Annotated in this window: 23 protein-coding genes; 13 read left to right on the top strand and 10 right to left on the bottom strand. The window is 72.3% G+C overall.

Translation table 11 applies throughout. From position 1 onward, the window contains the following. Positions 1-44: 44 nt before the first annotated feature. The gene (locus tag ABT057_RS20840) at positions 45-1,910 is read right to left on the bottom strand and encodes an AAA family ATPase (RefSeq protein WP_352344563.1); all 1,866 of its coding nucleotides are present in this window, start codon (positions 1,908-1,910) and stop codon (positions 45-47) included. Between the two features lie 441 nt (positions 1,911-2,351). After that, complete coding sequence (locus ABT057_RS20835) at positions 2,352-2,972, bottom strand: uridine kinase family protein (protein WP_352344762.1); 621 nt, start codon at positions 2,970-2,972, stop codon at positions 2,352-2,354. Positions 2,973-3,226: 254 nt separating this feature from the next. Here ABT057_RS20835 and ABT057_RS20830 point away from each other — a divergent pair, with 254 nt between their 5' ends. The 3 genes from ABT057_RS20830 to ABT057_RS20820 all read left to right on the top strand — a co-directional run bounded on the left by ABT057_RS20830 (position 3,227) and on the right by ABT057_RS20820 (position 5,664). Beyond that, complete coding sequence (locus ABT057_RS20830; RefSeq protein ID WP_352344562.1) at positions 3,227-4,660, top strand: C39 family peptidase; 1,434 nt, start codon at positions 3,227-3,229, stop codon at positions 4,658-4,660. A gap of 81 nt (positions 4,661-4,741) precedes the next feature. Further along, positions 4,742-4,912 (top strand): SCO1431 family membrane protein, encoded by a 171-nt coding sequence (locus ABT057_RS20825; protein ID WP_352344561.1) that lies wholly within the window; start codon positions 4,742-4,744, stop codon positions 4,910-4,912. Between the two features lie 95 nt (positions 4,913-5,007). After that, positions 5,008-5,664 carry a TetR/AcrR family transcriptional regulator gene (locus ABT057_RS20820; protein ID WP_352344560.1) on the top strand — a complete coding sequence of 219 codons (657 nt, stop codon included), beginning with the start codon at positions 5,008-5,010 and terminating at the stop codon, positions 5,662-5,664. A gap of 69 nt (positions 5,665-5,733) precedes the next feature. Here the strand turns inward: ABT057_RS20820 and ABT057_RS20815 are convergent, their stop codons facing one another. Continuing rightward, positions 5,734-6,975, bottom strand: a complete 1,242-nt coding sequence (locus ABT057_RS20815) for a glycoside hydrolase family 18 protein (protein WP_352344559.1) — start codon at positions 6,973-6,975, stop codon at positions 5,734-5,736. A gap of 205 nt (positions 6,976-7,180) precedes the next feature. Here ABT057_RS20815 and ABT057_RS20810 point away from each other — a divergent pair, with 205 nt between their 5' ends. From ABT057_RS20810 to ABT057_RS20795, 3 genes are all read left to right on the top strand, one after another. Then, the gene (locus ABT057_RS20810; protein WP_352344558.1) at positions 7,181-8,368 is read left to right on the top strand and encodes an acyl-CoA dehydrogenase family protein; all 1,188 of its coding nucleotides are present in this window, start codon (positions 7,181-7,183) and stop codon (positions 8,366-8,368) included. Between the two features lie 380 nt (positions 8,369-8,748). Beyond that, positions 8,749-9,873, top strand: a complete 1,125-nt coding sequence (locus ABT057_RS20800; protein ID WP_352344557.1) for an Rv3169 family protein — start codon at positions 8,749-8,751, stop codon at positions 9,871-9,873. 4 nt (positions 9,874-9,877) lie between these two features. Next, positions 9,878-10,972, top strand: coding sequence for a phosphotransferase family protein (locus tag ABT057_RS20795; protein WP_352344556.1), 1,095 nt, complete (start codon positions 9,878-9,880; stop codon positions 10,970-10,972). Between the two features lie 10 nt (positions 10,973-10,982). On the opposite strand, the gene ABT057_RS20790 is transcribed toward ABT057_RS20795, so the two are convergent. Beyond that, positions 10,983-11,441: a hypothetical protein gene (locus ABT057_RS20790; RefSeq protein WP_352344555.1), complete on the bottom strand. Its 459-nt coding sequence runs from the start codon at positions 11,439-11,441 to the stop codon at positions 10,983-10,985. A 278-nt stretch (positions 11,442-11,719) separates the two neighbouring features. Between ABT057_RS20790 and ABT057_RS20785 the strand changes: the two genes are divergently transcribed. From ABT057_RS20785 to fxsA, 4 genes are all read left to right on the top strand, one after another. Further along, positions 11,720-12,160: an Lrp/AsnC family transcriptional regulator gene (locus ABT057_RS20785; RefSeq protein WP_352344554.1), complete on the top strand. Its 441-nt coding sequence runs from the start codon at positions 11,720-11,722 to the stop codon at positions 12,158-12,160. Positions 12,161-12,208: 48 nt separating this feature from the next. Further along, the gene (locus tag ABT057_RS20780; protein ID WP_352344553.1) at positions 12,209-13,810 is read left to right on the top strand and encodes an amidohydrolase; all 1,602 of its coding nucleotides are present in this window, start codon (positions 12,209-12,211) and stop codon (positions 13,808-13,810) included. Between the two features lie 585 nt (positions 13,811-14,395). Next, positions 14,396-15,295, top strand: a complete 900-nt coding sequence (locus ABT057_RS20775) for a polyprenol monophosphomannose synthase (protein ID WP_352344552.1) — start codon at positions 14,396-14,398, stop codon at positions 15,293-15,295. Positions 15,296-15,341: 46 nt separating this feature from the next. Continuing rightward, the gene (fxsA, locus tag ABT057_RS20770; RefSeq protein ID WP_352344551.1) at positions 15,342-15,875 is read left to right on the top strand and encodes an FxsA family membrane protein; all 534 of its coding nucleotides are present in this window, start codon (positions 15,342-15,344) and stop codon (positions 15,873-15,875) included. A gap of 93 nt (positions 15,876-15,968) precedes the next feature. Here the strand turns inward: fxsA and ABT057_RS20765 are convergent, their stop codons facing one another. The 4 genes from ABT057_RS20765 to yczE form a co-directional block, all read right to left on the bottom strand. Next, on the bottom strand, positions 15,969-16,343 hold the full coding sequence (locus ABT057_RS20765; protein ID WP_020128921.1) for an RNA polymerase-binding protein RbpA: 375 nt from the start codon (positions 16,341-16,343) through the stop codon (positions 15,969-15,971). Between the two features lie 278 nt (positions 16,344-16,621). Further along, complete coding sequence (locus ABT057_RS20760; protein WP_352344550.1) at positions 16,622-17,968, bottom strand: MFS transporter; 1,347 nt, start codon at positions 17,966-17,968, stop codon at positions 16,622-16,624. A gap of 52 nt (positions 17,969-18,020) precedes the next feature. After that, positions 18,021-18,788, bottom strand: coding sequence for a glycerophosphodiester phosphodiesterase family protein (locus tag ABT057_RS20755; protein ID WP_352344549.1), 768 nt, complete (start codon positions 18,786-18,788; stop codon positions 18,021-18,023). Beyond that, positions 18,785-19,438 carry a membrane protein YczE gene (gene yczE, locus ABT057_RS20750; RefSeq protein ID WP_352344548.1) on the bottom strand — a complete coding sequence of 218 codons (654 nt, stop codon included), beginning with the start codon at positions 19,436-19,438 and terminating at the stop codon, positions 18,785-18,787. The genes ABT057_RS20755 and yczE overlap by 4 nt, the downstream gene beginning before the upstream one ends. A gap of 98 nt (positions 19,439-19,536) precedes the next feature. On the opposite strand from yczE, the gene ABT057_RS20745 reads away from it, so the two are divergent. Continuing rightward, positions 19,537-21,045, top strand: coding sequence for an SCO1417 family PLP biosynthesis transcription factor (locus tag ABT057_RS20745; protein ID WP_352344547.1), 1,509 nt, complete (start codon positions 19,537-19,539; stop codon positions 21,043-21,045). A 100-nt stretch (positions 21,046-21,145) separates the two neighbouring features. On the opposite strand, the gene ABT057_RS20740 is transcribed toward ABT057_RS20745, so the two are convergent. Next, positions 21,146-22,714 (bottom strand): P-loop NTPase family protein, encoded by a 1,569-nt coding sequence (locus tag ABT057_RS20740; RefSeq protein WP_352344546.1) that lies wholly within the window; start codon positions 22,712-22,714, stop codon positions 21,146-21,148. A gap of 52 nt (positions 22,715-22,766) precedes the next feature. Further along, positions 22,767-22,961 (bottom strand): hypothetical protein, encoded by a 195-nt coding sequence (locus ABT057_RS20735; protein WP_133916307.1) that lies wholly within the window; start codon positions 22,959-22,961, stop codon positions 22,767-22,769. A gap of 274 nt (positions 22,962-23,235) precedes the next feature. Here ABT057_RS20735 and ABT057_RS20730 point away from each other — a divergent pair, with 274 nt between their 5' ends. Next, positions 23,236-23,628, top strand: a complete 393-nt coding sequence (locus tag ABT057_RS20730) for an ankyrin repeat domain-containing protein (RefSeq protein WP_352344545.1) — start codon at positions 23,236-23,238, stop codon at positions 23,626-23,628. Positions 23,629-23,952: 324 nt separating this feature from the next. Next, positions 23,953-25,374, top strand: coding sequence for a HEAT repeat domain-containing protein (locus ABT057_RS20725; RefSeq protein WP_352344544.1), 1,422 nt, complete (start codon positions 23,953-23,955; stop codon positions 25,372-25,374). The last annotated feature ends 294 nt before the right edge of the window (positions 25,375-25,668 follow it).

Raw genomic sequence — 25,668 nt, 5'->3', positions numbered from 1 at the left:
CTGACAGGGACCGGTGGCCGGGTCCGCCGGCTGGGACCGGCGGCTCACATGGCCGACGGATCCTGCGGCCCCCGGCCCGACAGCACCTCTCCGTACGCCTGCATCAGGTCCGGCAGGCGCAGGGTGGACAGGTCGTCCCGGGTCAGCCCGCCGGGATATGTCGACAGCCGCAGATCCCGGTACGCGCAGCTCTTCTCGTACAGCGTCCGCAGGAACCGCCCGTTGCCCAGCTCGTCGATCCACCCCTGGTCGACGACGTGTCCGGCGATCGAGCGCAACTCGTCCAGCGCCTCCTCGTCCCACACGTCGCCGTTCTCCGCGGCCAGCACCTCGCCGATGGAGGTGAGTTCGAGGGGACGGTAGGAGGGGAAGTCGACGCGGGTCGTGAAGCGCGACGACAGCCCGGGGTTCGCGGCGAGCAGCCGGTCCATGCCCTCCGGATAGCCGGCCAGGATCACCACCAGGTGGTCCCGGTTGTCCTCGGCCCGCTTCAGCAGCACCTGCAGCGCCTCGTCGCCGTACGCGTCGCCCTTGCCGTAACCCGAGTTGGACAGCGAGTACGCCTCGTCCACGAAGAGGACGCCGCCGAGGGCGGAGTCGATCAGCTCGTTGGCCTTGACCGCGGTCTGGCCCAGGTACTCGCCGACCAGATCGGCCCGCTGGGCCTCCACGAGATGGTCGCCGCCGAGCAGACCGAGGGCGTAGAAGACCCGGCCGAGGATCCGGGCGACCGTGGTCTTGCCGGTGCCGGACGGCCCGGAGAAGACGAAGTGCCGTTTCGGCGGCTGGACCGGAAGGCCCTGCCCGGCCCGCAGCCGGGCCATGTTGAGCTGCGCGGACAGGGCCTTGACCTGGCGTTTCACCGGTTCGAGACCCACCATGCGCTCCAGTTCGGCGAGCGCCTCCTCGAGTAGCACCGGATCGGTGGGGCCGGCGGGCAGCGGCGACGGCACAACGGTCTTCGCGCGCACCACCGGGTCCGTGACCGACGGCAGCGGGCCGACGGGCGGCAGGTCGGACGGCTCCGGGAGCCTCAGGTCCCGGCCCTCCGTGCCGAACAGCGGGTCGAGGGAGTCCGGCCCGTCCCCGACGTCCTGTCCGACGCCGGTGAGCGTGATCGCCGCGAGGTCCGCCGGATCGTCGTAGCCGTCGCCCTCGGCGATCGCGGCGAGCCGGGCGGAGGTGTCCATGAAGGCCGGATCGACGCGGTGGACCGCCCGGTACAGGGGGAGCGCGGCGGCCGAGCGGCCGGTGCCCTCGTGGGCCCGGGCCAGCCAGTAGCGCAGCTCCTTGCGCTGCGGCTGCTCGCTGCGGCAGCGCATCAGCGCGGCGGACAGGAGCGGTTCGGCCTGCCCGTACATCTCCAGCCGGACCCGGGCCATCCCGCCGAACAACCCGGCCTCGATGCCGAGCAGCGGATCGTCCAGGAGCGGGTCGGTGTGCCGGACGAGCTGGTCCCAGTCCTTGACCAGATAGGCCCGGCAGGCGTGCAGGAAACGCACCTGGTGGTCGGTGTCGATGGGAGGCAGCCCGGCGAGCGCCCGGTCCAGCTCGGGGACGTGCCGGCCGTCCAGCCAGTGCGAGGCGTGCGCGAGCAGCAGGTCACGCGGGCTCTCCAGGACCGGCTGTACCCACCAGCCCAGCCAGTACCAGGAGTTGAGCGTACGGCGGTGCCGGGTGCGCTGTTCGCCGAAGCGGTCGCGGTGCCGGAACATCCTGAGCAGCGCGGTCGTCGTGTCGACGCGCAGCGCGTGGAGTCCGAGCCAGCCGTCGGCCATCCCGGGATCGATCCGCACCGCGGTGCGGAACTCCTCCTCCGCCTGCGGATAGGCGCCCATGGTGTAGGCGTCCACGCCTCTCAGCCAGGCGAGGTCGGCCGGAGCCTCGAGGCCCCGTGTGCCGAAGTCCATCACGTCCCCCACAAACCGTGCCCCCGTCGGTCTGCCACCGGGCTCCCGCCCGGTGGCTGCCTTGGTCGAACCGCTGTGCCGCGGACCGGAGTTGCAAGGTGCGCGCAGCAAGTCGACAGGTCGCACCGAGGGCATGGTACCTGCGGGAGCGGTGCCCATCGAAGGGTGCCGTACCGGCCGTTTGGCGAGGTGGGAGCAGATGGGGCGCACTCGGACGCGGTGACCCTCGGTGAGCGAACGGCGCCTCGGCGCGTCCGGAAAACGGGGCTGAGGGCGGGCTGAGGGCAGAACGAAGCCCCCGATCACGGGGGAACAACCGGGGGCTTCGCGACTTGGGGTGGCAGCCATGGCCACACATTGAGAACGTAAGTCCTGTACGGGCCGCCGGTCAAGCGCAGTTGAGGCAGTTGGCGAAGTTCCGACGCAGGCCCCTTCACCTGTTCACCACTTCGCGGGTGGTCCGTCACGATGGGTGACATCCGGGTGGGGGAGGGGGTCCGTCGCGGGCCCCGGCAGTACCTCGTACCCCTCGTCCAACTGCCGTACCAGCAGGTCGGAATGGGGGCGCGAAGGGTCGCGCGCGAAGTGCCTGGCCTCCGCCCGGACCCAGCCGTCCCAGAACTCCCGCTGTTCCTCCCCGTCCCGCGCCCGCCCTCGTGCCCAGGACTCCTCGCGCGGCAGATCCAGCCACAGCAGGCAGGCCAGGTGCGGCCGCACGGCACGGCGGCCAGCGCCGACGCCCTCGATCAGGACGACGGGGGCCGCCGGCAGCGGCCGGGGCGGTCCGAAGCGGCGGGCGTGCCAGTCGTAGGCGGCGTAGTGCGCGGTCTCGCCGCGGCGGTAGGGCTCGATCACCTGCGTGGCGAGCCGCCCGGTCCACCCGAACAGCGCGTCGTGGCTGGCGATGTCGTCGAGGTGCAGCACCGGTGCCCCGCCGAGCGCCTCGGCCAGCCGGCCGGCGAAGGTGGACTTCCCTGAGCCGGCGTGTCCGTCCACCGCGACCAGGCGGACCGGGCCGCAGGACGGGGGGAGCCGGCGGAGCCGGGAGGCTAGCTGGTGGATGGCGGGTCCTGGGGCGTGGCGGAAAGTGCGGGGGTGCGGCCGGTGAGTCTAGTGCTCCGGCAGGCGACGTTCGCGCGACGGGGCGAACGTCGTCTGCCGGAGCACCGATGCGGGCGAATGGCGGAAAAGTGAGGGCGGGCCGGGCGGAGCGGCGGGTGCGACACGGCGGAGGCGACGGTGCTGGTCGGTGGGGCCGCCTGCGTCCATAGTGGGCGCACAGCCGTGCACCGGACAGCCTGGGGGTCCTCCCGCCCATGAGCAGCACCGACAAGTTCTCCCGAGGGGCCGATCAGGAGGCCGGACGGGCCGCACGGTCGGCCGAGCGGCCGTCCCGCCGGTCCGTCCTCGCCGCCGCGGTCGCCGCCGCCGTGGCGGGGAGCGCCGGCCCCGCGGCCACCGCCGTCGCCGCCGACACCGACCCGGCCGTCGCCGCGGACGCCGAATCCGCCCCGGCCCGTCCCGTCGAGCACCACTCCTGGCTCACGTACGCCGACTGGAGCACCGGCACGGCGGGCGGCACCCGGGCCGTCGCGGCCGCCCGTCCGGGCCTGGTCATCGGCGCACCCCTCGGCACCGTCGACTACTCCGACCCGCACACCGGGGCCACCGCCCCCTGGGAGTACGCGACCTGGACCTCCCCCGTCCACCGCCTCGCCGTTCCCGCCACCGAGGCGATCCCCTCCTGGAACGCGAGCACCCCGGCGGGCACCTGGCTCCAGGTCGAGCTGACGGCCACGTACTCCGACGGGACCGACACCCCCTGGTACGTGATGGGCCGCTGGGCCTCCGGCGACCAGGACATCAAGCGGACCTCCGTCGACGGCCAGACCGACGGCAGAAGCACCGTCTGGACCGACACCCTGGCGATCGACGACGCCTCGACGGGCCTGCGCCTCGCCGCGTACCGGGTCCGGCTGACCCTGTACCGCCGCCCCGGCACGACCCCCACCCCGACCGTGTGGCGGCTGGGCGTCATGGGCTCCGACGTCCCGGACCGCTTCACCGTCCCGGCCACCGCGGCGGGCCTCGCGCGCGAACTGGCCGTCCCGCGCTACTCCCAGGAGATCCACAAGGGCCAGTACCCGGAGTACGACAACGGCGGCGAGGCCTGGTGCAGCCCCACCTCCTCGCAGATGATCATCGAGTACTGGGGCGGCCGGCTGGCCCCCGCCCAGCTGAAGTGGGTCGACCCCGCCTACGCCGACCCGCAGGTGTGCCACGCGGCCCGGCACACCTACGACCACCAGTACGCCGGCTGCGGCAACTGGCCGTTCAACGCCGCCTACGCGGCCACCTTCACGGACCTCCAGGGAGTGGTGACCCGGCTCGCCTCCCTCACCGACCTGGAAACCCTGATCGAGGCCGGTATCCCCGCCATGACGTCCCAGTCCTTCCTGAAGGAGGAGCTCACGGGAGCCGGGTACGGCACCGCCGGACATCTGATGACAGTGATCGGCTTCACCGCCGACGGCGATGTGATCGCGAACGACCCGTACTCCGCGGACGACGCGGCGGTGCGGCGGGTCTACCGGCGGCGGGAGTTCGAGAACATCTGGCTGCGGACCAGACGCCACAACGCGGAGGGCAAGGTCGTCTCCGGCACGGGTGGGGTCTGCTACCTCTACTTCCCGGTCCGGCCGAGCGCCCGCCGGCGCGCGGCGCTGGAGGCGGTCGGCGTGCGCGTGTGAGCAAGCTCTCGGCCGCAAAAGCCCTGATCGGTGGCAAGGTGGACAGAACGGAACCTGTCGCCCCCACCCCAGCGAGAGATCATGACCGCACACGCCGCCACGACCGCCCGCACCCGGACCGCCCGCACCCGGACCGCCCGCACCCGGACCGGCGGCCCCCGGGGTGACGACCCGAAGATCGTCGAGCACCTGATGGGCTGGGTCCTCGTCGTGGTCGTCGCGATGCTCGTGACGCAGCTGGGACTGCTCTGACCGCCCGTTTCGGGCGGGACCGATGTGACCTGACCCACGGTTTCGACCTGACATACTGACGTCGTCCCGCCGACCGTTGGAGACCAGGGTCGAAATTGAATATCAGCCAACAGCGTGATGCCGCCCGGCCCCGGGCGCGGGGAACCGAGCGCTCACTGGCGCGCCGCGCCGAACTCATCACCATCGGGCGCAAGTTGTTCGCCGACACGTCCTACGACGCGCTCTCGATGGACGACATCGCCCGGCAGGCGCACGTCGCCAAGGGGCTGATCTACTACTACTTCCAGTCCAAGCGCGGTTACTACCTGGCGATCGTCCAGGACTCCGTCGCCGACCTGGTCTCCTTCGCCGCGAGCGGCCTCGAACTGCCCCAGATGGACCGCGTCCAGCGCACCATCGACGGCTATCTGCGCTACGCGGAGCACAACCAGGCCGCCTACCGGACGATCGTCAGCGGGGGCGTCGGCTTCGACACCGAGGTGCAGGCCATCCGGGACGGGGTGCGCGCGGCGATCGTCGCCACCATCGCCGAGGGCGCCTACGGCAGCAGCGACGTCCCGCCGCTGCCCCGGATGGCCCTGCTGTCCTGGGTGTGCAGCGTGGAGGGCGCCACCCTCGAATGGATCGACCGGCCGGAGCTCTCCCGCGAGGTCATGTGCGACCTGCTGGTGAAGACCATGGGCGGCGCCCTGCGCGCGATCGAGGAGATCGACCCCGCCTTCCCGGCGCCCAAGCAGGTCCGCCGGGACTGAGCACGCCGGGGGGCGGAGAACCGTGGTCCTCCGCCCCCCGGAACCTGCCCTGGTTCCGTCCTGCCGAGGTCAGTTGATCGCTCGGATCAGCTCACCGTTCGCGGTGTCCCCGCTCAGCTCCCAGAAGAACGTGCCGCCCAGGCGCTGGGCGTCCTTGTACTTCATCTTCCCCTTGATGGTCTGCGGGGTGTCGTAACTCCACCAGTCGCTGCCGCACTTGGCGTAGGCGGTGCCGCCGACCGTGCCGGTCGCGGGGCAGGTGGTCTTGAGGACCTTGTAGTCCTCGCTGCCGGCCTCGTACGTTCCGGCCGCCGGCCCGGTCGCCGTGCCGCCCGGCTTCGCCTGGGTGACGCCGGTCCAGCCGCGCCCGTAGAAGCCGATGCCGAGGAGCAGCTTCTGCGAGGGAATGCCCAGGCTCTTGAGCTTGGCGATCGTGCTTGCGGTGTCGAAGCCCTGCTGCGGGATGCCGGGGTAGGAGTGCAGCGGCGAGTGCGGGGCCGTGGGGCCGGTGGCGGACCAGGCGCCGAAGTAGTCGTACGTCATCGGGTTGTACCAGTCGACGTACCGTGCCGCGCCCGCGTAGTCCGTCGCGTCGATCTTGCCGCCGCTGGTGGCGTCGGCCGTGATGGCCGCCGTGATCAGCTCGTGCTTGCCGAACCTGTCCCGCAGCGCCTTCATGACGTCCCGGTATGCCTCCCGGCCGCTGGTGTCGCAGGTGAGGCCGCAGGCGTTCGGGTACTCCCAGTCGATGTCGATGCCGTCGAAGACGTCCGCCCACTTGGAGTTCTCGACCAGGTCGTAGCAGGACTTCGCGAAGGCCGCCGGGTCCTTGGCCGCCTCACCGAAGCCGCCCGACCAGCTCCAGCCGCCGAAGGACCAGATGACCTTGAGGTTCGGGTGCAGCTTCTTCAGCTTGCGCAGCTGGTTGAAGTTGCCGCTGAGCGGCTGGTCCGCGGTGTCGGCGACGCCGTCCACCGACTCCTCGGCGGTGAACGGCCGGTCGGTGTCCGCCCAGGAGTCGCCGAGGGCGCACTTGCCGTCGGTGACGTTGCCGAAGGCGTAGTTGATGTGGGTCAGCTTGTCCGCGGAGCCCGAGGTCTCGATGTTCTTGACGTAGTACTGGCGGCCGTAGATGCCCCAGTCGGTGAAGTAGCCGACGACCTTGGAGCCGGCCGCCTGTGCCGACTCGTCGGGGTGGGCCGTGGCGGTGCTCGCGCCGGCCAGCAGGGCGGCGCCGAGGGCCGCGCAGCCGGCGGTGGCCATGAGCGCCCGGAGCCGGGAGTGGGAACGGGAGTGGTGCGGGGTGTGCATCGGGTGTCTCCTCGCAAGGGACAGGGAGGGGATCGCACGCCGATTGGCATGAACGCGGGGAGGCGTTGGAGTGAAGGTAAGAGGACTAGACCACTCGGGTCAATGGTTTGGACCAATCGAGTAAGTGCCGGCGGTACGGCGGGGGCGGTCCGCGGGCATACTCCCTGCGTCCGGCCACGGGTCGGCCAGGGAGGAGGGCGGCACCATGACCGATCGTGCGCAGGCACCGGTGGACCGCCTCCTGCCCACGGACGAGGCCCGGGACCTCGTCGCGCTCGCCCGGGACATCGCCAGGCGCGAGATCGCCCCGGTGGCCGCCGAGGAGGAGGACGCGGGACGCTTCCCGCGCGAACTGTTCACCCTTCTGTCCGCATCGGGGCTGCTCGGCCTGCCTTACGACTCCGCGTACGGCGGCGGCGACCAGCCCTACGAGGTCTACCTACAGGTCCTGGAGGAACTGGCCGCGGCCCGGCTCACCGTCGGGCTCGGGATCGGCGTCCACACGCTGGCGGCCTACGCTCTCGCCGCCCACGGCACCGAGGAGCAGCGGGCCGCGCACCTGCCCGCGGTGCTGGGCGGCGGGCTGCTCGGCGCCTACTGCCTGTCCGAGCCGTCCTCCGGCTCGGACGCCGCCGCGCTGCGGACCAGGGCGGTGCGCGAGGACGGGGACAACTGGGTGATCACCGGCACCAAGGCCTGGATCACCCACGGTGGTATCGCCGACTTCTGCACGGTCTTCGCGCGCACCGGCGGCGAGGGGCCGCGCGGAATCACCGCGTTCCTGGTGCCCGGTGACGCCGAGGGCCTGACCGCCGGTCCGCCCGAACGCAAGATGGGGCTGAAGGGCTCACCCACCGCCCAGGTCCACTTCGACGGGGTGCGGGTCCCGGACGCGCGCCGCCTCGGGGAGGAGGGCGAGGGGTTCGCCATCGCGCTGGCTGCGCTGGACTCCGGCCGGCTCGGCATCGCCGCCTGCGCGGTCGGCCTCGCTCAGGCCGCCCTGGACGAGGCGGTCGGATACGCGCGCGGGCGACGGCAGTTCGGGCGGTCGATCGCCGACTTCCAGGGTCTGCGCTTCCTGCTCGCCGACATGGCGACCCGGGTCGAGTCGGGCCGCGCCCTGTACCTGGCGGCGGCCCGGCTGCGGGACGCCGGCCGGCCGTTCGCCCGCCAGGCCGCCATGGCGAAACTCCACTGCACCGACGCCGCGATGCGGGTCACCGTCGACGCCGTCCAGGTGCTCGGCGGGTACGGCTACACCGTCGACTTCCCCGTCGAGCGGTATCTGCGCGAGGCCAAGGCCCTGCAGATCGTCGAGGGCACCAACCAGATCCAGCGGATGGTCATCGCCCGTCATCTGCTGGGGCAGGCCCTGGAGCCAGAGGCTCGCTGAACCGGCCCGGGCGTAGCTGCGCTGCCGCGAGCCGCGCCCACTCCGGATCGTGTCGCCCCGGCACGGCCCCGGTCGGCCCAGGCGCGCACCAGCTCGCGGTGGACAGGCGGATCCTGGACAGGCGGCGGAGGCAGCGGAACCGATTCTGCGCGGACGGACTCCGGCCGCACCGGAACGAGAGCTGTCTATGGCACCCGAGTGCGGCCGTACGGGTGGGGGTCATATCAGGGCAACGCGAGCACGGAGTAACGGTTCACGGCCCGAGCCGTCGAGCGTGAGTGCGAATGTGCCCCCGGTCCGGGTTCGGCCGGTCCCGCATCTGGTCGACTCGAGCGGAGCTGACGTACCGTCAAATCTCTTGTCCTCAGGGAGGTGTGCCCGTGGTCGACGACCGGCCCGTGCCGCTCGACGAATACCCCGTCCACCAGGTGCCCCTGTCGATGAAGCACGTCGCGACCGGGGACCGCAACGCCTACGACCGCTGCATCTTCCAGGTCCTCGACCACCGGGGCCGGGCCCTGCTGATCGCCGGTCTCGGGGTCTACCCCAACCTGGGTGTGATCGACGCCTACGCCACCCTCCGGCTCGGGGACCGCCTGTACGCCGTACGCGCCTCCGACGCCCTCGGCGAGGACCGGACGCGCCTCGAGGTCGGCCCGCTGCGCATCGGTGTCGAACGGCCGCTGCGGGACTTCGTGCTGAGCTGTGCCGCGGACCCGGACGACCCCGAAGGACTGTCGTACGAGATCCACTGGTCGGCGGACTTCCCGGCCCTTTGGGAGCCGCACCACCAGCAGCGGCGCGGCGGCCGGCTCACGCTGGAGGGGAAGCGGTTCGTCCAGGCGGGGCGGTGCGTGGGGTGGCTGCGGGCGGGCGGCGAGAAGACCCGGCTGACTGCGGGAGCCTGGACCGGGACCCGGGACCGGAGTTGGGGCGTGCGCCCCGTGCCCGGCGAGGAGGGCGGGCGGCTGGCGCAGGACCATCCGACCGAGGGCTTCCACTGGATCTGGTGCCCGGTCCGCTTCGACGACCGCTTCCTGATGGTCATCGTCCAGGAGGACGCGGACGGCCACCGCTCGCTGAACGAGGCCGTCCAGGTCCGCCCCGGCCGCCGCGACCGCCAACTCGGCTGGCCCCAGGCCGAGATCACCTACCGCCCCGGTACCCGCCACCCCGAGCGTGCCCTCATCCACCTCGGGGACATCCGCAAGCCCCTGGAACTGGAGGCGGAGATCCTCACCTCCTCCCCGCTCGCGGTCGGTGCCGGCTATCCGCCGGCCGACGACTGGCAGCACGGCACCTGGCGCGGTCCTGGCTGGACCGACCGCCGTACCTACGACCTGACGGCCCCTCACCCGTCGGCCGCCTACGGCGTAACAGACCACGCTGCCCGTTTCCGTCTCGACGGCCGGACCGGATACGGCGTCTTCGAGCACGGCTCGTTCGGCCGCCACGACCCGAGCGGCTTCACCGGGTTCGACTCGGTTGCCCAGGAGGGGAGTTGACGCCATGCCCGCCGGACCGCGGCCCCGCACCACCACCCGCGACCCGCAGGAGATGTCCCGTCGCCTGACCGACTGGCTCCGCACCAGACTGCCCGGCGCCCGGGTGTCCGCCGTGACCGCTCCCGCCTCCAACGGCCTCTCCAGCGAGACCCTGCTCTTCGACCTCGAGCACCCCGAACCACCCCTGCGTGCCTGCGCGTTGAGGCTCGCCGCGGATCCGGCGGCGTACACGGTCTTTCCGGTGTACGACATGGCCCGCCAGTACCGCACGATGCGCCTGGTGGCCGAGCACACGGACGTGCCCGTGCCACGGGTGCTCTGGCTGGAGGAGGACCCGGAGCCGCTGGGCGCGCCGTTCTTCGTGATGGAACGGGTCGCCGGACGCGTACCGCCGGACGTCATGCCCTACACCTACGAGGGCAACTGGCTGCACGCGGCGAGCGACGCCGAGCGGGAACACCTGGAGGCGGCGACAATCGGGCTGTTGGCCCGGCTGCACGACCAACTCCCCGGAGAGAAAGCCGAGTTCCTCGACGCCCCGGGCGCGGGTGACGCGTTGCGCCGCCATGTGACGGCCCAACGCGCCTACTACCACTGGGTGGTCGACGGACTGCCCCGCTCACCGCTCATCGAGGCCGGCTTCGCCCGCCTGGCCGAGCGCTGGCCGCGCGACCCCGGCCCGCCCGTACTGACCTGGGGCGACGCCCGCATCGGGAACGTGATCTACGACGGCTTCGAGCCGGTCGCCGTCCTCGACTGGGAGATGGCGGCCACGGCCCCGCGAGAGGTCGACCTCGGCTGGACCGTCTACCTGCACCGCTTCTTCCAGGACCTCACCACCGCCTCCGGACAGCCCGGCCTGCCGGACTTCCTGCGCCGCGACCGCGTCGAGGAACGCTACGCGCGGCTCACCGGACACACCCCGCGCGACATGGACTTCTACATCCTGTACGCGGCCCTGCGGCAGGCGATCGTCATGCTGCGCGTCGCCTACCGGCAGGTCCACTTCGGCGAAGTGGGCATCCCGGCGGATCCGGACACACTGATCCTGCACCACGACAGCCTGCGGGCCATGGTGCAGGGCAGGTACCGGGGGTGAGGGGACCGGCTCAGGCGGCGTCGCGGCGCATCACCGGCACGCGCATCGGGCGAGAGCCCGGGCCGCCGACGTGCGAGAAGGGCTGCATACGCCAGTCGAGCCCCTGAGGAAGCGTCAACAGGAGCGCGGTGTCCTGCTCCTGGGGCGTGAAGGACGAGTCGGCGGGCCGGGCCTCGGCCGCCGTACGCCCCGTACCGGCGCAGACCGTGAGCCCGAACGGGTTCCACGGCGAGGCGCACAGCGCGTGCTCCGGCAGGGCCTCCTCGTCCGCCAGCAGCGCGATGGGCTGCGCGCAGTCCGGGCAGATCACCCGGTACATCTCGAAGGTGTCGTAGGCGTCGAACACGTCGGAGGCGTCCGCGCCGGCGGAGAACTCGGGGTCGTCGGGTTCGACGCCCTCCGGCTCGGGCTCGACGACCGACTGGAGCCGCTTGGGCGCGGTGCGACCAGGGCGCTTAAGACTCTGCATGGGATTCTCCCCCTCGGGCTGGGCCGTAAGGCGCTGCGGCCTCGACCACAGCAAGCACTTCCCAGACCGCCCGGTTGGTAATCACGAGGCCATCACGAAGCGTTGACAGGGGCTGTGGCGTTCGTCACATGCCATCCGTACGTGCCTCGTGCAGCGGCCGCGCCGCTCAGACCGCTCACAGCGTACGTCCCGTCGGCGTCCCACCACATCACGAACCGGGTATGACCTGGGCTGCATCGGTATACGCGGAGATCACACACACTGTAGGTTCTTGCGCCATGGAGGAGCTGGACCGGCAAATCGTGCAGCTGCTCGTCAAGGACGGGCGGATGAGTTACACCGATCTGGGCAAGGCCACGGGCCTGTCCACGTCGGCCGTGCATCAGCGGGTGCGCCGGCTGGAACAGCGAGGCGTCATCCGGGGCTACGCGGCCGTCGTCGACCCGGAGGCCGTCGGGCTGCCCCTCACCGCCTTCATCTCGGTGAAACCGTTCGATCCCAGCGCCCCCGACGACATCGCCGAGCGGCTGGCCGACGTGCCCGAGATCGAGGCCTGCCACAGCGTCGCCGGCGACGAGAACTACATCCTCAAGGTGCGCGTGGCGACACCGCACGAACTGGAGGAACTGCTCAGCCGGCTCCGCGCGCTCGCGGGCGTGTCGACCCGGACGACGGTCGTGCTCTCCACCCCCTACGAGGCCCGGCCGCCCCGGATCTGAGGGGGTCCGTGTGCCGGGCGGTCCCGGCGAGGCGCGAGACTGTTCCCCATGAGTGAGCGCGCCCCCGAGCCGAAGACCGTCCTGCTCCGCCGCGGAGAGGTCCACAGCCCCGCCGACCCGTTCGCGACCGCGATGGTCGTCGAGCGCGGCCAGGTCGCCTGGGTCGGCTCCGAAGGCGCGGCCGACGCCTTCGCGGACGGCGTCGACGAGGTGGTCGACCTGGACGGCGCCCTCGTCACCCCGGCGTTCACCGACGCCCACGTCCACACCACGTCCACGGGCCTCGCCCTGACCGGCCTCGACCTGTCGGCCGCGTCCACCCTCGAGGCGGCCCTCGGTCTCGTACGCGACTTCGCGGCCGCCCGCCCCCAGGACAAGGTGCTGCTCGGGCACGGCTGGGACGCCTCGCGCTGGCCCGGCGGCCGCCCCCCGGCCCGCGCCGAACTCGACGCGGCCACCGGTGGCCGCCCCCTGTACCTGTCCCGCATCGACGTGCACTCGGCGGTCGTCACCACGGCCCTGCTGGAGCTGACCCCCGGGCTCGGTGCGCCCGACGGCCCGCTCACCGCCGACGCCCACCACGCCGTCCGCGCCGCGGCGTTCGCAGCCGTGACGCCCGCGCAGCGCGCCGAGGCCCAGCGGGCCGCCCTCGCGCACGCCGCGTCCCTCGGGATCGGCACCGTCCACGAGTGCGCCGGGCCCGAGATCTCCTCCGAGGACGACTTCACGCATCTGCTGCGGCTCGCCGCCGAGGAGAGCGGTCCGCGGGTCGTCGGCTACTGGGCCGAGCGTGATGCCGACAAGGCGCGTGCACTGGGCGCGCTCGGCGCCGCAGGGGACCTGTTCGTCGACGGGGCCCTCGGCTCCCACACGGCATGTCTGCACGCCCCGTACACCGACGCGGCACACACCGGCACCGCGTACCTGACCGCGGCCGACGTCGCCGCGCACGTCGCCGCCTGCACCGAGGCGGGCCTCCAGGCGGGGTTCCACGCCATCGGCGACGCCGCGGTGACCGCCGTCGTGGAGGGCGTCCGCGCGGCCGCCGAGAAGGTCGGCCTGCCCAGGGTCCGCGCCGCCCGCCACCGTGTCGAGCACGCCGAGATGCTCACGCCCGAGACCGTGGCCGCCCTCGCCGAACTCGGCCTGACCGCCTCCGTGCAGCCCGCTTTCGACGCCCTGTGGGGCGGCGAGGACGGCATGTACGCCCAGCGCCTCGGCGCCGAGCGGGCCCGCACCCTCAACCCCTTCGCCGCCCTGCTGCGCGCCGGTGTCCCGCTCGCCTTCGGCTCCGACAGCCCGGTCACCCCCCTCGATCCCTGGGGCACGGTCCGCGCCGCCGCCTTCCACCGCACGCCCGAGCACCGCGTCTCCGTTCGCGCCGCCTTCACCGCCCACACCCGCGGCGGCTGGCGGGCGATCGGCCGTGACGACGCCGGCGTCCTCGTGCCGGGCGCCCCCGCGGACTACGCGGTCTGGCGCACCGACGAGCTGATCGTCCAGGCCCCCGACGACCGGGTCGCCCGCTGGTCGACCGACCCCCGCTCGGGCACCCCCGGCCTGCCCGACCTGACGCCCGGCACCGACCTCCCCGTGTGCCTGCGCACGGTGGTCGGCGGACGGACCGTGTTCGTACGGCCGGGCGAGTGATCCGCGGGGCCGGTGCGAAGAAGATCACCCGTCCGCGCGCTGCGGTGCGATCTGTGTCACGTCCCCGCTGACCAGCGCATTGATGGAAAATCCGCAGGTCAAACGGCTGTTGACAGCCGATGGCGGGAGGCGGGTAGGTTCGGCCGGGTCCACCACCGGACGCCCCGCCGCAGAACGTCCGCGCACTCGCGGCGGCGCCGCTGGGTCAGGGACGGTGTGCCCGCAGCGGCGCACCGCCACTGGCAGCCAGGCTCAGCGCCCGCGCCGCACCGAGGGAACGTTCCGTCCGGCCGGGGAGGTGTGACCCGGGTGGGGCCCGGGCGCTCAGTAGACAACGGCTTTAGGTCGACCCGCAGCCAGCGGGCCCCAGGTCGGCCCGAAGGGCGCCGGGCCCCCATCCGCAGCAGGCTTCGCGCTGCCCGCCCAGGGGTAAGCAGGTACATACCGAGCGCGTGTACCGAGTGCGAAAAGGTCATTCTTACCCCGCTCATGTGGAACCGACACCACGATTCGAACGTCCTGTCACGTCATCGCAGGCGGTGGCCACTATGGTGGTCCCGTGCGTACGGACACGAAGGGGCAGCAGTGAACGACGGCGACGGGACCCTCGCGGCCCAGCACCGGGGGAGGCGGTTCGGCCCCCTCGGCACAGCCTTGGTGATCATCCCGACCTACAACGAGGCGGAGAACATCAAGTCCATCGTCGGCCGGGTGCGCAAGGCCGTCCCCGAGGCGCACGTCCTCGTGGCCGACGACAACAGCCCCGACGGCACCGGCAAGCTCGCCGACGAGCTGGCCGCCGAGGACGACCAGGTGCAGGTCCTGCACCGCAAGGGCAAGGAGGGCCTGGGCGCGGCCTATCTCGCCGGCTTCCGCTGGGGCCTGGACAACGGCTTCGGCGTCCTGATCGAGATGGACGCCGACGGCTCCCACCAGCCCGAGGAACTGCCCCGGCTGCTCACCGCCCTCAAGAGCGCGGACCTGGTTCTCGGCTCGCGCTGGGTGCCCGGCGGCCGGGTGGTGAACTGGCCCAAGTCCCGCGAGGTCATCTCCCGCGGCGGCAGCCTCTACTCCCGCCTCGCGCTCGACCTTCCCATCCGCGACATCACCGGCGGCTACCGCGCCTTCCGGCGCGAGACCCTCGAAGGCCTCGGCCTCGACGCGGTCGCCTCCCAGGGCTACTGCTTCCAGGTCGACCTCGCCCGCCGCGCCGTCAAGGCCGGCTTCCAGGTCGTCGAGGTGCCCATCACCTTCGTCGAGCGCGAACTCGGCGACTCCAAGATGAGCCGCGACATCCTTGTCGAGGCCCTGTGGCGGGTCACGGCCTGGGGTGTGGGGGAGCGGGTCGGCAAGATCACGGGCCGCGGCACCGCACAGCCCGCGCGCCCCGAGCCCTCGCGGACGCCCGCGCCCGCCGAACAGGCTCAGCAGGCTGAACGGCCCGAGCAGGCGCAGACGCCCACGAAGCCGCACAGCGAAGGCTGATCGTCCCCTTATGCCGCTCTGAGCCGGGTCCGGGCACACTGGGAGCATGACGACTGGCGCACCGATCCCGACGTACCCCGCCTCCGGCTCACCCTCCGCCGCGGGCCGGCCCCGGCGCTCCCGGCTGCGGACGTTCCTGCCGCTGGGGCTCGCGGCGTGGCTGGTACTGGAGATCTGGCTGCTGACCCTCGTCGCCGGCGCGACCAACGGGTTCGTGGTCTTCCTGCTCCTCGTCGCCGGGTTCGTGCTCGGCTCGGTGGTGATCAAGCGGGCGGGCCGCCGCGCGTTCCGGGCTCTGAACGAGGCGCTCCAGCGCGGCACGGCCCCGAGCAGCGGCGGGGGCAACGGCCTGATGATGCTGGGCGGCCTGCTCCTGATGATCCCCGGCCTCCTCTCGGACGCGGCCGGCCTCCTCCTGCTCCTGCCGCCCGTCCAGAAGGCGATCAGCGCCTACGCGGAACGCAAACTGCTCGGCGGGGCCTCCGCCCCGGGCTCCCTGGGCGACGCCTACCAGCAGGCCCGCATACACCGCCCGGACGGCAAAGTGGTGCAGGGCGAGGTCATCAGGGACGAGCGGTAACTTTCCAGGCAGCACAACGACCGCGGGCGCCGTACGCATCTCTCACGTACGGCGCCCGCGGTCATTGGCGTGCGCTTGTCGCCGGTTTCCCGCTTACGCGGACTTGCGGCTGTCCCGGGGATGTACCGCGAGGTTCATCGCCCCGGACCGCAGAACGGCCAGCCGCTCCTCGAGAACCTCTTCGAGTTCCTCTCGGGTCCGCCGCTCCATCAGCATGTCCCAATGCGTACGCGCGGGCTTGGCCTTCTTCTCCTCAGGGCCGTCGCCGTCCACGAGGAGTGCAGGGGCTCCGCAGACCTTGCACTCCCACTCCGGCGGGATCTCCGCCTCCACCGAGAAGGGCATCTCGAAGCGGTGCCCCTTCTCGCATGCGTACTCCACGGCCTGGCGCGGGGCCAGGTCGATACCGCGGTCCGTCTCGTAGCTGGTCACCACGAGGCGCGTGCCGCGAAGAGCTCGCTCACTCATGAATCGTGCCTCCCGGGCTTGTCGCCCACAGGACAGGTGTCGCTGTCGTCGTCATCCGGTCAACGTCCGGTCGGCGGTAAAGATTCCCGTTCCGAGTCCCGTTCCGGGTCAGGCGTCGCCGTCGTAGCCGCAGCCTTGTCAACCAGTGCAGTACCCACCGGCGCCCGGTTTGTCACATCTGAAAGGAGATGTCACCCAGCGTTTCGGCATCTTTGACGCGCAGTAACGGTACGCCTGGCAGGCCAAACGCGTACACTACCGCCCTTTCGCCCTGAGCGCTAAATCTTCTCAGGCACCGGATTCCCGGCGTGGCCGATCGCCCGCCGCACGGGGACCCGCGCGAGCAGCACGAACCCGATGACGAAGAAGGCCACCAGCGAGATGATCGCGTCCCGGTAACTGCCCGTGAGCTGGTAGGTGATCCCGAACAGCAGCGGACCGAGCCAGCTCATCCCCCGGTCGCTCATCTCGTACGCGGAGAAGTACTCGGCCTCCTTGCCGGGCGGGACGAGATGCGAGAACAGCGACCTGGACAGCGCCTGGCTGCCGCCCAGGACCAGTCCGATCGCCGCCGCCAGCAGGAAGAAGCCGGCCGGAGCCCCGGCCGGCAGGAAGTACCCGCCGCCCAGGGTGAGCGTCCAGGCCACCAGCGAGCCGAGGATCGTGCGCTTCGCGCCGTACGTCCGGGCCAGCCGCCCCATCCCCAGGGCACCCGCGACGGCCAGCACCTGCACCAGCAGGACGGCGACGATCAGCGTGGACTGGCTGAGACCGAGCTCCTCCGAGCCGTAGACCGAGGCCTGGGAGATCACGGTCTGGATGCCGTCGTTGTAGATGAGGTACGCGAGAAGGAAGGCGAGGGTGAGCGGGTGGCGGCGCATGTCGCGGACCGTCGCCGCCAGTTGTCGCAGCCCCGGAGCCGTCGCCTCCGCGGGAGCGGCCGGTTCGTCGCGGCCCCGGTCACGCAGCCTCAGCAACGGGACGACCGTGAAACCGCCCCACCACAGCCCCGCCGAGGCCAGGCAGATCCGCACGGCCATGGACTCCGAGACCCCGAAGGAGTCGTGGGCGAGATACAGGACCAGGTTCACGACCAGTACCAGCGACCCCGCCGCGTACCCGAAGGCCCAGCCGCGCGAGGAGACCGCGTCGCGTTCCTCGGGCGGGGCGATCTGGGGCAGATAGGAGTTGTAGAGCATCATCGCGACCGACTGGGCCGCGTTCGCCACGATCAGCAGCACCCCGCCCAGCAGATAGCGGTCGCCGCCGAGAAGGAACATGCCGGTCGTGGCCGCGGCCCCGGTGTACGCGGCGGCCGCCAGCAGCGGCTTCCGGCGGCCGGTGCGGTCCGCGGCCGCGCCGACCAGGGGCATCACCAGGACCGCCACGATGACCGACAGGGACACCGAGTACGCGAAGAAGGAGCCCGCGCGCACCGGCACGCCCAGGGGGTGGACGTATCCGCCTGCGTCCGCCGCCTCCTTGGCGACGGACGTCAGGTAGGGACCCAGGAACACGGTCAGCACGCTCGTCGAGTAGACGGAGCACGCCCAGTCGTAGAAGTACCAGCCGCGCTGCTGGCGCTTCAGGTCCGCGGCGTTCGCCACCAGGGTGTCGGTGCTCACCCGTGCCCTCGCTTCCGTGCCGGAGGTACCGGGCGGGCGAGGGGCCCGAGGATCAGACCCAGACGCCCCGGTCCTCCATGACCTTGCGCAACGTGTCGATGTGATCGGTCATGATGCCATCGACTCCCAGGTCCAGGAGCCGGTGCATCCGGTCCGCGTCGTTGATCGTCCACACGTGCACCTGCAGCCCGCGCGCGTGGGCGGTGCGCACGAACCGCCGGTCCACCACCTGGATGCCCGACTGGGACTCCGGCACCTGCGCCGCCACCGCCGACCCGCGCAGCGCGGCGGGCACCCCCCAGGACCGAAGCCGCAGATTGAGCACTCCCCGGGTGCCGTACGACGTCGCGAGGCGCGGCCCGGCCAGCCGCTGCGCGCGCACCACCCGGGCCTCGGAGAACGACCCGACGCAGATCCGGTCCCAGGCGTCCGCGCGTCCGATGAGGTCGAGCAGGGGGTGCAGCGCGGGCTCGGCCTTGACGTCCACGTTCCAGCGCACGTCGGGGAAGGTCTCCAGGAGTTCCTCGAAGAGCGGCACCGGTTCCCTGCCGCCCACGCGCGCGTGCTCCACGTCCGTCCACGGCAGATCGGCGATACGGCCCGCGCCGTCCGTCACCCGGTCCAGCGTCGAGTCGTGGAAGGCGACGAGCCTGCCGTCCCGCGTGGCGTGCACATCGGTCTCGATGTAGCGGTAGCCCGTGTCCACCGCGCGCCGGAACTGCGCCACGGTGTTCTCCAGGCCGTCCGCGGCCCCACCGCGATGCGCGAACGGGATGGGCCCCGGATGGTCGAGGTAGGGGTGGCGTATGAGGGTGCTCACCGACGCAGTATCACCCCACCGGGTGTCCCGGTGGCAACGACCGTGCTGCTGCCGGATGCCGTGGGAACGTCGAACGCCCGCAGGAAGAACTGCGCGAGCGGACCGATCGACACCGCGTACAGGAGCGTGCCGACGCCGACGGTGCCGCCGAGGGAGAAACCGGTCACCACGACCGCCACCTCGATCGCGGTCCGCAGAAGGCGGACCGAGCGGCCGGTGCGCCGGTGCAGCCCGGTCATCAGCCCGTCGCGCGGCCCGGGACCGAAGCGGGCGGCGATGTACAGCCCGGTGGCCGCGCCGTTCAGCACGATGCCGGCCAGCATCAGGGGAACGCCCACGGCCAGGGAGTGCACCTCGGGCACCAGAGCGAGGCAGGCGTCCATCGCGACACCGATGACGAAGACGTTGGACACCGTGCCGAGGCCGGGGCGCTGGCGCAGCGGGATCCAAAGAAGCAGCACCGCCGCGCCCACGAGGATCAGCACGGTGCCGATCGACAGGCCGGTGCGCTCGGCCAGGCCCTGGTGGAGCACGTTCCAGGGCTCAAGGCCCAGGCCCGCTCTGACGAGGAGGGCCGAGCTGGCGCCGTAGAGGGTGAGGCCGCCGTACAGCTGGACCAGCCGTCGTACGAGATGTCTGCCGGTCTGCAAGGGGTCCCCCAGTGGTGGTAGTGGCCTGACCCATGACACTCTGTGGCTTGTCAGGAATCGTCATCCATGGCCAATTCGCGGAAGGTGGACTGGTAACCATGGCGCAGTGGACCTCAGCGGTGGGGGCCGCGCAGCTCGCCCGGCTGCTCCGGTCCCAGCAGGACCGTCCGGCGGGACCGGGCACGCGCCGCCCGCCCGCCTACCGGGCGCTCGCCGACGGCATCCGGCTGCTGGTGCTCGAGGGCCGGGTCCCGGTGGCCGCCCGGCTGCCCGCCGAGCGCGAACTGGCCCTCGCCCTCTCCGTGAGCCGTACGACCGTCGCCGCCGCCTACGAGGCGCTGCGCGCGGAGGGCTTCCTCGAGTCCCGGCGCGGAGCCGGCAGCTGGACGGCCGTCCCGGCCGGCAACCCGCTTCCCGCGCGCGGCCTGGAACCGCTGCCGCCCGAGGCGCTCGGCTCGATCATCGACCTGGGCTGCGCGGCCCTCCCGGCGCCGGAACCGTGGCTCACCCGCGCCGTCCAGGGCGCGCTGGAGGAACTGCCGCCGTATGCCCACACGCACGGCGACTACCCTGCGGGGCTGCCGGCGCTGCGCGCCATGATCGCCGACCGGTACACCGCGCGCGGGATCCCGACCATGCCCGAGCAGATCATGGTGACGACCGGTGCGATGGGCGCCATCGACGCGATCTGCCATCTGTTCGGCGGACGCGGCGAGCGCATCGCCGTCGAGTCGCCCTCCTACGCCAACATCCTCCAGCTCATGCGGGAGGCGGGCGCCCGGCTGGTGCCCGTCGCCATGGCCGAGGGGCTCTCCGGATGGGACCTGGACCGCTGGCGTCAGGTGCTGCGCGAGGCGGCGCCGCGGATCGCGTACGTCGTCGCCGACTTCCACAACCCGACCGGCGCCCTCGCCGACGAGGACCAGCGGCGGCGGCTGGTGGAGGCCGCGCGCTCGGCGGGGACCGTGCTGGTCGCCGACGAGACGATGAGCGAGCTGTGGCTCGACGACGACGCCGGGGGAGCGGCGATGCCGCGGCCCGTGTGCGGGTTCGACCCCGCCGGGTCGACGGTGATCACGGTCGGTTCCGCGAGCAAGGCCTTCTGGGCCGGCATGCGCATCGGCTGGGTACGAGCCGCCCCGGACGTGATCCGCAGCCTGGTCGCGGCCCGGGCGTACGCCGACCTCGGCACGCCCGTCCTCGAGCAGCTCGCCGTGAACTGGCTGTTCAGCACCGGCGGTTGGGAGCAGGCGGTCGAGCTGCGGCGGGCGCAGGCCCGGGACAACCGGGACGCGCTGGTGGCGGCGGTGCGGCGGGAGCTGCCCGACTGGGAGTTCGCCGTTCCGAAGGGCGGGCTGACGCTGTGGGTGCGGGCCGGGGGCCTGTCCGGGTCGCGGCTCGCCGAGGCGGGGGAGCGGGTCGGGGTGCGGGTGCCCTCGGGGCCGCGGTTCGGGGTCGACGGCGCCTTCGAGGGGTATGTGCGGCTGCCGTTCACGGTGGGCGGCGCGGTGGCGGAGGAGGCCGCGGCGCGGCTGGCCGCGGCGGCGCGGATCGTGGAGAGCGGCGGGACGGCGGGCGGCGAGGCGCCGCGCACGTTCGTCGCCTGAGGGCTGTCCCGTAATCCCCGGCGGACGGGTGCGGCACGGAAAGTGCGGACGGCGGGCGGGCGGACCGGAAAGTCCGCCCGTCCCGCCGCCTTCGGCGCCGCTACTCCGCGACCGCCGCCTCCATCGGCACCGGCAGGGACGCCGTCTCCGCGTCGGCCTCGGTCGTCCGCGGCGGCAGGAGGTCCAGTACCGCCTGCCGGTCGGTGTCGCTCGTGGCGTCGTCGTAAGGATCGGGGGTCGCGGGCACCTGGAGCCGGTGCACCGGGCCCGAGCCCAGCCGGGCGTATCCGCGCCCCGGCGGGACCTGGTCGACGGGTGTGGTGTGCGGCGGGGCACCGAGGACGCTCGCCACCCGGCCCGCCGAGGCGGGCCCCAGCACGACACGCGCGCGTGTGTGCTGCAGTACGGCGTCGCTGAGGACGTCCAGGCAGTCGAACTGTTCCGCCACGACCACCGTCACCGAGGCCGCGCGGCCGTGCCGCAGGGGGACCTGGAGCAGGGACTGCGGGTCCTGGCGGCCGTCCGTCTGCGCCAGGTGGGTGAAGGCGCTGGGGCGGTCGAGGAGGATCCACAGCGGGCGCCTGGTGTCGTCGGGCGGCGTCCGGCCCGCCTGACGCGCGTGGTTCGCCGCGATCAGCCGGCGCTCCGTCTCGTGCGCCGCCCACTCCAGGCTGGCCAGCGCCCCGGCCAGGCCGGCCTCGACGCCCAGGACGCCGTCCCGGCCGGTGAGGCAGGCGTATTCGCCGGTGCCGCCGCCCTCGACGATCAGGATGTCGCCGTGCCGGAGGGCCTGGAGGGCGAGGGAGCGCAGGAGGGTCGAGGTTCCGGTGCCGGGCTGGCCGACCACCAGCAGGTGCGGCTCGGTGGAGCGGACGCCGGTGCGCCAGACGACCGGCGGGACGTCGCGCTGTTCCTCACCGTAGGTGAGGGGGAGGGTGCGCTGGACCCGGCTGGGGTCGGTGAAACCCAGGACCGTCTCGCCGGGGGCGGTGACGAAGTGCTGGGCCGCGATGTCGGTGGGGAGCGGGGCGAGGACGCGGACCGTCAGTTCGTTGCCCTCCTCGTCCCAGGCGAAGAGGTACTCGCGGCCGCGACCCGACTTCGCGGTCAGCAGTTGCTCGATCCGCGCGCGGGGTTCGGCCTCGCCGTCCGGGAAGTAGGCCGGGTACCGGATCACCAGATGGGTGATCCGGCCCGAGTCGTCGAACTCGTACGCCGGGAAGGCCTTGTCCCACTCGCCGCCGTGGACGTAGAGGGGAGCCGGGTCCTCGGCCGTCGAGAAGTACGGGACCAGAGCCTCGTACAGCGACTGGAGCCGCTGGGTCTGCGACTCGTCGGGGCCTTCGGGATCCGGTGGGGTGCGGTCCCGGCCCTGCCAGGCCGCCGCCGCCATCAGCGCGATGACGGCGAGCAGCGGACCGTACGGCACGAGTGCCACGACCAGGATCACCGAGGCCGCCAGGAACAGCAGCGGCCCGCGCCGGTCCTTGGGGGTCTCGGCCCACTTGCGCCGCCCGGCCGAGGCCAGCCGGCGCAGTCCGCGGGTGATCGTGATCAGCGGATGGAGGACGTCGGTGGCGCTGTCGGCCGCCGTCCGGGCCAGCTCCCGGCTCCGGGCGATCTGCGCGCTGCCTGTGCTCAGGATGCGGGGAAGGGGGCGCCGGGCCACTGCAGTCTCCTGGAAGTGCGTACGGAAGGGGCGGGCGGCGAGGCGGGCGGCGTCAGAACTTGATGCCGCCGAGCAGACCGGCCAGGCTCTCGCCGCCCGCCTTGATGCTCGGGGCGATGGCCGTGCTCGCCAGGTAGAAGCCGAACAGGGCCGAGACGCAGGCGTGCGACGCCTTGAGCCCGTCCTTGCGGAAGAACAGGAAGACGATGATGCCGAGCAGGACGACACCTGAGATGGACAGGATCATGGGGGATCTCCTGGTTCGTGGGGACAGTCACCATGAGTACTTCCAGGATCACAGGATGTATCCATACGATTAAAGGTGCAAATGGGCGAAATTATGGTGATTTCACCCGTACGGTTGTGGGTCTGCCAGGTCGCCTGAGCAGGAGAATTGCGTCGAACGGGTCTCTTCGTGATCTTTGCCTCGGACAGGACCACCCATGTGCGCGACGAGCCAGTACGCTGACGATTCACCTGAACGGTTGTAGTGAGGCGTGAGCGAGAGGCGGTCAAGGCCGATGACTGAAGCCCCCGACCCCGAGGTCGTGGAGCTGGCGACCAAGATCTTCGATCTGGCCCGCCAGGGGCGGACGGACGAGCTCGTGGCGTACGTCGACGCGGGCGTGCCGGCCAACCTCACCAACGACCGCGGCGACAGTCTGGTGATGCTCGCCGCCTACCACGGCCACGCCGACGCGGTCCGGGCCCTGCTCGCCCGCGGCGCCGAGGCCGGCCGGATCAACGACCGCGGCCAGACCCCGCTCGCCGGGGCCGCCTTCAAGGGTGAGACGGACGTGATCAGAGTCCTTCTGGAGGCGGGCGCCGACCCGGCCGCGGGCACCCCCTCGGCCGTCGACACGGCCCGGATGTTCGCGAGGGCGGAGCTCCTGGAGCTGTTCGGCGTGCATTGAGCCGACGGCTCCTGAGCAGGTGATACGAAGTTCCTGACCAGGTAAATCAACGACCACGGGGGAGGCGGTACAAGGCCGCCGGAAATTTCGGTCGCGGCAGGTAGAACAGCCGGGTCATCATGACGACGTGATTCACGGACGCGATGGCTGGGCAGGTGTTGCCGCACCGCGCGGGCCGTGACGCGGTCCGCATGGGCCACCGACGAGAGGCAGAGGAAGATGGTCTACAGCAAGCAGGAAACGGCGGGCGCCCCGACGTGTTGTCACGCGGCCAGGTAATGCACGTCCCCGGTTGCGTCGACGCTTGATGTGAGGCTGTTTCCCATGTTCGATCCGGTCATAGCGCCCAGCGGTACGCTGCTCGGCCTCCTGCAGAGGGGGCGCGGCGACGGCACGCTGCACGCGCTCACCGCCCCGCGCGCCGAAGCGCTCGCGGCGCTGAACCACTGTGTGCTGCGCGATCCCCGCCACGACTGGCAGGTGGAGAACCGCTCCCTCTACTACGCCCGGCTCTTCCTCGACCTCGACGGCGAGCTGGACGAGATCGAGGCACACCTCTTCGACGTCGAGGACGCCCTCGACACCGAGGAGTCCCGCACGGGCCTCGCCCTGGCCGTCCTGGGTCATCTGGCGTCCTACGGCAGGCGGGACGCCCTCGAACTGCTGCGCAGGTACGCCGCCTCAGGTGCCAACTGGGCCTGGGCGCTGGACGAGCTCGCACTGCGCGACGACGACGCCGGGCTGCGCGCGCTCGCCACCCCGGTGCTCGCGCGGTTCGCCACCGATGCCGAGGGCGAGGCCGAACTCGCCGTGGCCGTGAGGGACGCTTTCGAGCCACGTCCCTGGCGGCTGTGGGCCGACGATCCCCGCGAATACGTCGCCACACGCGTGCGTACCGCTCAGGAAGCCGGCTGCTTCGACCGATGGCAGCGGCAGATGAGTCCCACCGGGCCACGCCCCGGCTGGAGCGTGCGGGCCGTGTTCGAGTGGGCCCAGCAAGGACTGGAACGCGGCGCGGCCCTCCACGTCCCCGCCGCCCGCTGTCTCGTCGCCGTGGCGGGCCCCGAGGACCGTCCGGAGATCGTGCAGGCCGCCAAGGACGGCACCGACGGTGCCCGGTGCACCGCCCTGCGCTATCTCGCCGACTGCAACGATCCCGATGCCCTGCTCCTGATCGAGCAGGCCGTGGTCGCCGGCTCCACGGCCGTCGTGGAGGCCGCCGTCGACGCCTTCGAACGCATGCGCAGCATCGCCGCCGTCGACCGCGCCCGCGGCTGGGCCCACCGGCCCGACGCCCTGGGCGCCGCCGCGGGCCGCATGCTCGCCTGCCGGGGCGGCACCAAGGACAGCGACCTCGTCCTCGGCGCCCTGCGCGAGGCCGTGCGCGGCGAAGGCTGCGACGCGCCGACCCTGTGGACCCTCGTCGACGGCGCCGGACGCCTGGGCATCGTCTGCGCGGCCCCCGTGCTGCGCCACATCTACCGCGAGACGGCCTCATCGCATCTGCGCGGGCGCTGCGCCCGCGCCCTCGCCGCCACCGACCCCTCCTTCGCCGCGGGCTTCGCCGTCGAATGCCTGTGGGACTGCGAGGAGGCCACCCGCGAGATCGCCGCCCGGCACGCCGAGACCGGAGACGCGCGGGTCGTGGAACGGCTGCGCAGGCTCGCCGCCGATCCGGCCGAGGAGGCGGAGGTCCAGACGGCCGTACGGAGCCGGATCGGGCCGGACGCGGCGTCCGCGATGTAGTCAGGCCGGGAACCGGTTGTAGCCGTTGGGGAGCCGGCTGCACTCGGAGAGGGCGACGCGTGCCCGCTGGGTGAACACGGGATGACCGGCGGGTCGGACGCGCCTGGACGGCGTCCGACCTGCGGGTGTGTGCTGTTGTCGGCCTGGCGGGCGGACGGCGTCGCCTCGGCGCGTGACCCGGTGTGCGGTCGGTGGCCGACGCCCGGGGCGTGCGCCGGCGTACGCAGCGCAACGCTCACGGGACGTTTGTCGTTCGGAAAGATCCACGTTGACGCGGCCACGTCCAAGGCGGCG

Origin of the sequence: Streptomyces sp. NPDC002588 (genome assembly GCF_040295925.1) — a bacterium.
Lineage (GTDB): Bacteria > Actinomycetota > Actinomycetes > Streptomycetales > Streptomycetaceae > Streptomyces.
This window is presented reverse-complemented; position numbering and strand designations above follow the sequence as displayed.

Bases quoted from the DNA above. Each gene is read 5' to 3' on its own strand.
- ABT057_RS20815 (WP_352344559.1), bottom strand. From the start codon at position 6,975: ATGCACACCCCGCACCACTCCCGTTCCCACTCCCGGCTCCGGGCGCTC.
- ABT057_RS20840 (WP_352344563.1), bottom strand. From the start codon at position 1,910: ATGGACTTCGGCACACGGGGCCTCGAGGCTCCGGCCGACCTCGCCTGG.
- ABT057_RS20780 (WP_352344553.1), top strand. From the start codon at position 12,209: ATGAGTGAGCGCGCCCCCGAGCCGAAGACCGTCCTGCTCCGCCGCGGA.
- ABT057_RS20725 (WP_352344544.1), top strand. From the start codon at position 23,953: ATGTTCGATCCGGTCATAGCGCCCAGCGGTACGCTGCTCGGCCTCCTG.
- fxsA (WP_352344551.1), top strand. From the start codon at position 15,342: ATGACGACTGGCGCACCGATCCCGACGTACCCCGCCTCCGGCTCACCC.
- ABT057_RS20795 (WP_352344556.1), top strand. From the start codon at position 9,878: ATGCCCGCCGGACCGCGGCCCCGCACCACCACCCGCGACCCGCAGGAG.
- ABT057_RS20745 (WP_352344547.1), top strand. From the start codon at position 19,537: ATGGCGCAGTGGACCTCAGCGGTGGGGGCCGCGCAGCTCGCCCGGCTG.
- ABT057_RS20785 (WP_352344554.1), top strand. From the start codon at position 11,720: ATGGAGGAGCTGGACCGGCAAATCGTGCAGCTGCTCGTCAAGGACGGG.
- ABT057_RS20825 (WP_352344561.1), top strand. From the start codon at position 4,742: ATGACCGCACACGCCGCCACGACCGCCCGCACCCGGACCGCCCGCACC.
- ABT057_RS20765 (WP_020128921.1), bottom strand. From the start codon at position 16,343: ATGAGTGAGCGAGCTCTTCGCGGCACGCGCCTCGTGGTGACCAGCTAC.
- ABT057_RS20790 (WP_352344555.1), bottom strand. From the start codon at position 11,441: ATGCAGAGTCTTAAGCGCCCTGGTCGCACCGCGCCCAAGCGGCTCCAG.
- ABT057_RS20830 (WP_352344562.1), top strand. From the start codon at position 3,227: ATGAGCAGCACCGACAAGTTCTCCCGAGGGGCCGATCAGGAGGCCGGA.
- ABT057_RS20730 (WP_352344545.1), top strand. From the start codon at position 23,236: ATGACTGAAGCCCCCGACCCCGAGGTCGTGGAGCTGGCGACCAAGATC.
- ABT057_RS20810 (WP_352344558.1), top strand. From the start codon at position 7,181: ATGACCGATCGTGCGCAGGCACCGGTGGACCGCCTCCTGCCCACGGAC.
- ABT057_RS20735 (WP_133916307.1), bottom strand. From the start codon at position 22,961: ATGATCCTGTCCATCTCAGGTGTCGTCCTGCTCGGCATCATCGTCTTC.